The organism is Cryobacterium sp. Hz9, assembly GCF_004402825.1.
GTDB lineage: Bacteria > Actinomycetota > Actinomycetes > Actinomycetales > Microbacteriaceae > Cryobacterium > Cryobacterium gelidum.
Map to the genome: position 1 here is coordinate 290,472 of NZ_SOFC01000006.1, position 7,733 is coordinate 298,204.

6 protein-coding genes, 2 tRNA genes and 1 pseudogene are annotated in these 7,733 nt (G+C 62.8%); 6 read left to right on the plus strand and 3 right to left on the minus strand.

Annotated elements, in window-relative coordinates:
• Positions 1-7: 7 nt before the first annotated feature.
• From serS to E3N85_RS02020, 5 genes are all read left to right on the plus strand, one after another.
• Positions 8-1,288, plus strand: coding sequence for a serine--tRNA ligase (gene serS, locus E3N85_RS02000; RefSeq protein ID WP_134458839.1), 1,281 nt, complete (start codon positions 8-10; stop codon positions 1,286-1,288).
• Positions 1,285-2,100 carry an HAD family hydrolase gene (locus E3N85_RS02005; RefSeq protein WP_134458841.1) on the plus strand — a complete coding sequence of 272 codons (816 nt, stop codon included), beginning with the start codon at positions 1,285-1,287 and terminating at the stop codon, positions 2,098-2,100. The genes serS and E3N85_RS02005 overlap by 4 nt, the downstream gene beginning before the upstream one ends.
• Positions 2,101-2,219: 119 nt before the next feature.
• Positions 2,220-2,304: transfer RNA gene (locus tag E3N85_RS02010), tRNA-Ser, on the plus strand.
• Positions 2,305-2,416: 112 nt separating this feature from the next.
• The gene (locus E3N85_RS02015) at positions 2,417-3,685 is read left to right on the plus strand and encodes an LCP family protein (protein WP_134458843.1); all 1,269 of its coding nucleotides are present in this window, start codon (positions 2,417-2,419) and stop codon (positions 3,683-3,685) included.
• A gap of 103 nt (positions 3,686-3,788) precedes the next feature.
• A tRNA-Ser gene (locus tag E3N85_RS02020) sits at positions 3,789-3,879 on the plus strand.
• A 230-nt stretch (positions 3,880-4,109) separates the two neighbouring features.
• On the opposite strand, the gene E3N85_RS02025 is transcribed toward E3N85_RS02020, so the two are convergent.
• The 3 genes and pseudogenes from E3N85_RS02025 to E3N85_RS02045 form a co-directional block, all read right to left on the minus strand.
• The gene (locus E3N85_RS02025) at positions 4,110-4,496 is read right to left on the minus strand and encodes a hypothetical protein (protein WP_134458845.1); all 387 of its coding nucleotides are present in this window, start codon (positions 4,494-4,496) and stop codon (positions 4,110-4,112) included.
• Between the two features lie 979 nt (positions 4,497-5,475).
• Positions 5,476-6,132, minus strand: a pseudogene (locus E3N85_RS16640) (cytochrome c oxidase assembly protein).
• Positions 6,132-6,698: a DUF2243 domain-containing protein gene (locus tag E3N85_RS02045; protein WP_198412030.1), complete on the minus strand. Its 567-nt coding sequence runs from the start codon at positions 6,696-6,698 to the stop codon at positions 6,132-6,134. Before E3N85_RS02045 ends, E3N85_RS16640 begins: the two are co-directional and overlap by 1 nt.
• 705 nt (positions 6,699-7,403) lie before the next feature.
• Here E3N85_RS02045 and E3N85_RS02050 point away from each other — a divergent pair.
• Positions 7,404-7,655: an SHOCT domain-containing protein gene (locus E3N85_RS02050; RefSeq protein ID WP_134458851.1), complete on the plus strand. Its 252-nt coding sequence runs from the start codon at positions 7,404-7,406 to the stop codon at positions 7,653-7,655.
• Positions 7,656-7,733: the final 78 nt, after the last annotated feature.

Consider the following 7,733-nt stretch of genomic DNA (forward strand, 5'->3'; position numbering starts at 1 on the left):
TGGCCGGGTGATTGATCCGGTGCTGCTACGCGAAAACCCTGACCTCTTCAAGCGTTCGCAGGAGGCCCGTGGCGACTCCGTGGAAGCGGTGGATGCCGCACTGGCCGCAGATGCGGAACGGCGGTCGACGATCACCGCGTTCGAAGACCTGCGGGCTGCACAGAACCTGTTCGGCAAGCGCGTGGCTGCCGCGCCCGGCGCCGAGAAGAAAGCCCTCGTTGCCGAAGCGCAAAGCCTCGCCGTCGAGGTGAAAGCTGCCGGAGTCATCGCCGGCGAGGCAGATGCCCGCTTCACCGCGATCGTCAAGACCATCGCGAACCCGATCATCGACGGTGTTCCGTGCGGCGCCGAAGAAAACTTCGCGACCCTGCGCACCCACGGCGAGGCCCCGGTGTTCGACTTCGAGCCGCGCGACCACCTCGAACTCGGCGAACTGCTCGGTGCCATCGACATGGCGCGCGGCGCCAAGGTCTCCGGTACCCGCTTCTACTTCCTGAAGGGCATCGGTGCCCGCCTCGAGATCGCTCTCATGAACATGGCGCTGGACCGTGCGCTCGAAGCCGGCTTCGTGCCGCTCATCACCCCCACCCTGGTGCGCCCCGAAATCATGGACGGCACCGGTTTTCTCGGTGAACACAACGACGAGGTCTACTACCTGCCCGCCGATGACCTCTACCTCACCGGCACGAGCGAGGTCGCGCTCGCCGGGTACCACAAAGATGAGATCCTCGACCTGTCCGAGGAACCCCTGCGTTACGCCGGCTGGTCCACCTGCTACCGCCGTGAGGCTGGCTCGGGCGGAAAAGACACCCGCGGCATCATTCGCGTGCACCAGTTCAACAAGCTCGAAATGTTCACCTACGTGCTGCCCGAAAATGCCGATGCCGAGCACGAGCGCCTCGTAGCCCTGCAGGAAGGCATGCTGCAGTCGCTGGGCCTCAGCTACCGGGTGATCGATGTGGCCGCCGGCGACCTCGGGTCGAGCGCCGCCCGCAAGTTCGACATCGAGGCCTGGGTTCCCACCCAGAACGCCTACCGCGAGCTGACCAGCACGAGTAACTGCACCACCTATCAGGCGCGCCGGCTGGATATCCGCTATCGCACCGAATCGGGCAAAACCACGCCGGTCGCCACCCTGAACGGCACGCTAGCGACCACCCGCTGGATCGTGGCCATGCTCGAAACACACCAGCAAGCGGATGGGTCGGTGTTCGTTCCTGAGGCGCTGCGGCCGTACCTCGGCGGCCTCGAGGTGCTGACGCCGCTCCGCGTGAAGGGATCGAAATGACCACAGTGCTCACGACCACACCGTGGCTCGTCGCCCTCGACATCGACGGCACCACGATGCACGTAGACGGCTCGATCAGCCAGGCCGTGATCGACGAGGTCGCCCGCCTCGCCGCTGCTGGACACGAGGTCATGTTGGCCACCGGGCGTTCCGCGGCCGCTGCCCTGCCAGTGCTCGACCGACTCGGCATCTCACCGCGTTACGTGGTCTGCTCCAACGGTGCCATCACCATGCACCGTGACGCCTCCGCGCCCATGGGATACCGACGGGAATGGGTCGAAACCTTCGACCCGAGCAACGTGCTCACCTCGATTCGCGCGCACCTTGGCTCGGCCAGGTTCGCGGTCGAAGACGAGCACGGCTTCTACCGCTACACCGAGCCGATTCCCGATGCCACGATCGGTATGGACAGCGAACGAGTCGATTTCGATGAGCTCCTCAAACACCAGGCGACCCGGGTAGTTGTCATCTCGCCCGACCACGACATGGAGGATTTCCTCCACGTCGTCGAACGGATGGGGCTGAACGGGGTGAGCTACGCCATCGGGTGGACCGCCTGGCTCGACATCGCCCCCGATGGCGTCAACAAGGCAACGGCGATGGAGCGGGTGCGCGTGTCGCTTGGTGTTCCCCGCGACCGGGTCATGGCCGTCGGTGATGGTCGCAATGACATCGACATGCTGCAGTGGGCCGGTGAATTCGGTCGCGGTGTCGCCATGGGCGAGTCGCCCCACGACGTCCTCGCCGCCGGGTCGGAGATCACCGGCAATGTCTCAATCGACGGCCTCGCCACGGTACTGCGCACGCTCTGACCGGTATCCAGCCGGTTGTCAGGCCGCTCTGTCAGTGTGTGGGGTCTGTCATCGGCTAGAATCGGGCCAGTTCGCCCAATTCATCCCGCGCAGTATTTTGCACGGAAAATGGGCAACCGGGAGGGCTGTCCGAGCGGCCGATGGAGCCAGTCTTGAAAACTGGTGGGCAGAAATGTCTCGTGGGTTCGAATCCCACGCCCTCCGCAGCACGATTTCACGCTCCACCGCACGGCAGCTTCACTGAACCGAATAAGACCGGCGCACAACTATTGGCGCCGCAGGCCGATCAGGCCGACCACCCGATGAGAGGACATGAGTGAGCGACCAGCTTCGCCCCCGCCGGGCCGGCTCCAAGAACCTCAAAACCGTTGCGCGTCATGGCCGGCTCAAAAAGTCGAACGCTGCCGTGACCGTGGCGAAGTTCATTGCGGGCAGCGTGGCCGTCGTTCTGGTCAGCGGATTCTCCGTGGCCGCCATCGCGACCTACGACGTCGCCGTGAGCGTGCAGCCCGGCGTGCACCTCGCCAATGAGAGCGACGGCCCGGTCCCGTCGATCGGCGCCATAGACGGCGGCGTCAACATGCTCATCGTCGGAAGCGACAGTCGAGTCGGCCAGGACGCAGCGTTCGGCCCGAAGGACTCCACCGGCGACCTCAACGATGTGACGATGCTGCTGCACATCTCGGAAGACCACAGCAACGCCTCGGTCATCAGCTTCCCCCGTGACATGTTCGTCTCCATCCCCTCCTGCCCCAACCCCAAAGGCGGCTCGTTCAACGCGATGAGCAGCCAGAAGATCAACACCACGCTCAGCTACGGCGGGCTCGCCTGCACCGTGCTGACCGTTGAGAAGCTCACCGGACTCTCCATTCCATTTGCAGCCGAGGCGCAGTTCAGCGGCGTCATGTCCATGTCCTCCGCCGTCGGCGGCGTGCCGGTCTGTGTCGCGGAGCGCATCGAAGACGAATACACCGGAACCTTCCTCGACCCGGGCGAGCACCTGCTCGAGGGCTATGAGGCGTTGCAATTTCTGCGCACCCGCCACGGCCTCGGCGACGGCAGCGACCTGACCCGCATCAACAACCAGCAGTTGTTCATGTCGTCGCTCGTGCGCACGATCCAGAGCGCCGACACCCTCTCCGACCCGACCAAGGTATACGCCCTGGCCAAGGCAGTGACAGCCAACATGCGCCTATCTGAGAGCCTCAACAGCGTGACGACCCTCGCATCGATCGCCGTCGCGCTGAAGGACATCAATCTCAACCAGGTCGTATTCGCCCAGGTGCCCACCGGCAACGTGACGGGCGGTGTCAAAGCCATTCAGCCGGCATTCGACGACCTGTTCGCGGCGGTCGCTGCCGATGAACCGCTGACTCTGAGCGGAACAACCGGCCGTGGCACTGTCGCCGACCCGAATGCTCCGGTTGACGCCGCTCCCGTTCCGGCCGCGACCGACGTTCCGGTGGCTACCGAGGCGCCCGTGGCGACGGAGGCTCCCGGAGTTGTCCTGTCGGATTCGGTGACCGGTCAAACGGCCGGCGATTACACCTGCACGGCCGGTCGAACCCTGCGCGAGCAAGGGTAGCCGGGCGCCGGTATCCTTTTCTCCGGCCGTGGTTTTCATGGTCAGAGCGGATGCCCCCGGTACGGCTAAGATGGGGGAGTGTGTTTGCGCAAGCAGGCACCGAGGAGACGTCGCATAGTTCGGCTTAGTGCACCACCCTGCTAAGGTGGAGTACCCTTTACGGGGTACCGTGGGTTCAAATCCCACCGTCTCCGCAGCGAGGAGTTTACGTAATTCCGGCGTTTAGTTTACGAAATTCCTGCGGCAACAAAAAACCGGCGATCGCATCGCCGGTTTTCTGCGTTAAGGCGCCGATTTCGAGAGTGCTAGCCCCAAGAAACGCTGTGATCGGCGCGCGGTCGGCGGTTAAACACCGCTTCGCCCTTTTTTTGGCAGGGCGAAGCGACTTTTACTGCAGGTAACGGAATTGTTGACGACCGGGCGGCTAGCTGGGTGGTGGTGACGGCGCCGTGTCGGTGGGTGGCGTCGCCGCCGTGATTTCAGCGCTGGAATAGTACGTGCTCGCGAAGGACTTGTTCTTCGTGGTGAGGGGCACTCGGGCGAGCTCGCTCTGAATGAAAGTCAAAATCTTTCGGATGTTGGCTGAGACGAGTGCGAGTGTCACGGCCAGTGAGGCGAAGGTGTTGCCGCGGGCGCGCCGTTTCAGGGGGGAGGCGATGTCTTCGGTCGCGGAGTCCTTGATGAACGCGTTCTGGCTTTCGACGGTGTTGCGCAGTGCGTAGTAGCCCTTCCAGGTCGGGCTCTTGTGGGGGTAGGTCTGCCCGTACTTGAGGGCTTTGTCCTTGGCGGGGTCTTTTCCGGCGGGTATCACGATGGTCTTTTTGCGGATGGGCTCGATGAGTTCGCCGGTCTTGTGGTCAAAGGCTAAACCGTTTGATGTTCTTCTTCACCATTCACTCCTATGTGTTCTCGCCCATCGGGTCGATCCCGACGATTAATGCGACAGCGATAATACGTAGCCCTCAACCAAATGCATTGGCATTATTCGCACGCACGCACGCACGCACGCACGCACGCACGCTTGCGGCGAAGAGTATCCGTAAATCGAGCTTTCTGACAGTGGTGGTTGCCGACTTTGTCCGCTGCTTGCGTATGCCCGTTGCCGCTTCTCGCCGCACGGGGTCTTGCCCCCCGCTCCGTGTCGGCCCGCGGTATCTCTGTGTGACGTCGCTGTTTATCCGGATGTCGTCACCAGAATGCTCAGTGTTATCTCAGGGCGCGCCAGCGGCGGTAGGAGGTCGCTCGGAACATTCCGAGATCGCGCGCGACCTGCGCTGCTGTCTCTCCCCCTTCTATGAGGCGGCGGGCGTTGCGGATTCGGCTGTCGGTGATGATCCGAGGGCAACCTCCCAGACTCTTGCCGCGTCGCGGCACTTGGTGATCGATTCGATGACGCGTTCGCGCTTGATTTGATGTTCCATCTGCCCGAGTGTCGCCAATGCGGCACGCCGGCCGCATCTTGCCCACCCTCGACGGGTCAAACAATCGGTAGCGTTCAACGAAAGATGGTGTCGGCCGATCGTTGCGTGGCCTGGCTTTATTCGGAAGATGTGAGCGACTACGGCCGCCGGTTGTAGGAAAGTCCCAGACCAGACAACGACGCGCAGACGACGGGGAGTTCCGTTTAACTGACAGTGCTCGGTTGCGCCTGATTGGGATGTGCGAGTTGGCGCCGGTGCTGTGGCCGCCAGGTGGAGACGGGGGGCGAATGCGAGGAAAAGTTCTGCGAGGTCTCCTCCGTAGTACATGAGTCCTCCGGCCTGCCGGAACTCGGACGCGGTCGCGGGGACCTAAACGAACAGTCCGGCGTAGAGGAGTTGGGAGATGATCGCGTGGCTGGCGATCGCGACGCCCAATATCAGCAGCTCAGCGGGCACGGACGGTCGTCGGGGCGCGGGATCCGGGCCTGAGATGACCCAGGCGAACAGGTAGCCGGCCGCGAGGAAGTGCAGGTGCACGAGGTGGTGAAGGACAGGGGCGTTAGATGCGGCGCTGAAGAGAGGGGAGAAGTACAGCACGGCCAGACCGCCGAGATTGAGGGCCAATGTGGTGACGGGGTGGGCGATGAGGTGCATGGGCCGGGCTCGGAGAATGCGTCCGATGGTCTTGCCTTGACGTCGGGGTACGGATCAGAGCAGAAGGGTTATGGGTGCGCCAAGGACCAGCCCGATGGGCGCGTACATCCCGATGAGCAGGTCCTGGTACATGTGAGTAGGTAGCCCGCCGAGAGGAAATGGAGAGGTCTGCGGGGATAAGCCCAGGGCGAGGAGAGTGCAGCCGGTGAGGAAACTTGCGATCCGCCAGCTGCTCCACCCGCGTGGTTCCTTACCGCGGTTATGAGCGAGGAGAACGTATCCGAGCGCTACCGCGGCGATGAGGATCAGCGGAACCGCCGTCTCCAAGGCGGTGGCGGCGTGGCCGGCGTGAGCCTCGTGCGTGTCGGACATCACCTCAAGGAGTGCGTTCGATCATTGTGGTCGGTCAGATCGATGGGGCGCCCGGTACGCTGCAACAGCCATCCGCCGATTACGAGTAACGCGCCGAGGACAAGGAAGAGGATATCGGCCAGGGTTTGGAACTCCCCGCTGATCACGTGATGGACCCCCAGGATGTGGTGGTCCACGATGCCTTCCACCAGGTTAAATATTCCCCACCCGACCAGGATCCAGCTCCAGAGCACGCGTGAGGCCCAGACGCGGCCGCGGGATCCGGTGACGCGAGAGTAAAGCATTCCCAGCCCGATCAGTACCGCGAGCCAAGTGACCGTATGGAACAACCCGTCCCAAAGCGTGTTCATTTGCAGACCGGGGACCGTATCCGCCGGGTAGGACCCAATATCAATGTTCGCGGTCACGGCGCTGGTGAGCATGTGGTGCCACTGCAGGATCTGATGCAGCAGGATCCCATCGACGAATCCACCTAACCCGATACCGAGGATGGTGCCAGGTAGACCTATCCCGCGGGGCTGTGCGCGGGTTTCCGCCACATTCACGCCTGAAGCGTTGACCATCATGTCTCCATTCGGTTGATACAACACCAGAATGGCACCGCGCGGTGCGGTCGTCCAGTTCCCTGCTCACTTGGTAGTCGCCCTTGCGGGATTGAGGTCTCGCTCAGAGCTGACGTCCCTGAGCTTTCACGGCAGCCCGACGAGTGCTAGTCAGGAAGGAGACAGTGAGTAAGACGAGGGCGAAGAGACCTGCGGTGATGATTCCTAGGAAGTTTAGGTCAACGGTGAGAACGTATTCAAAGGGTGCCAGGATGTTGCTGTGCAGCTCGGCGGGCACGGACAACAGGCCTAGCCCGCAGATGACGAAGCCTCAATTCGCCGCTCACTTAAGGCGGACCGGTGGATTAAGGCTTAGCGCGTCCCCAAGTGGCTCCTGGAAAGCAGCGACCTATCGCCAGAGCGCGTCATCACTTGGCACGCGCGCGTCCCCCGATCGGGGTCAAGATGGTGACGAGCTTGGCACTAACAATGGCCTTCCGATTCCACCCGTTCGTCATGGCTTCAAGCTATATCCCGCGACCCCTGGGCCTAGTTCGAAGCCATCAAAGCCTCGCGTTTGGGCCTTCTTGTTGCGTGAGTTTCAGCGGGTTGCACCGGTGTGTGAGGTACGTGCCGTTCCACGTGCGTGGACGATCTACCCAGCCACGACTTATACCTCTAGGGGTACGGTGGAGATACGGATCAGTGAACGGAAGGAGCTCAACTCAGATGATGTGGGGTAACGGAAGTATGGGATGGTCCTGGGGGTTCGGACTGCTGGCCCTGGCAGGCGTCGCCGTGCTCATTTATGTCATTGTTCGGTTACTGTCGAACAAGTCCGGGAGCGATGGCACGCGATCCGCCCCGGGGCAAGCTGGTGCGGTCAGTGCCAGGCAGATTCTCGAGGAGCGTTTCGCTCGGGGGGAGCTCACTGCGGAGCAGTTCCGTGATCAGTTGCGTGTGCTCGAGGAGGGCCGGTAGTGCCCGATCTCAGTCGCCGGAGCGCCCTGGTCCTCGGCGGGGTGGGGATTGCAGGCACAGCTGTGGGTGGAACGGGTT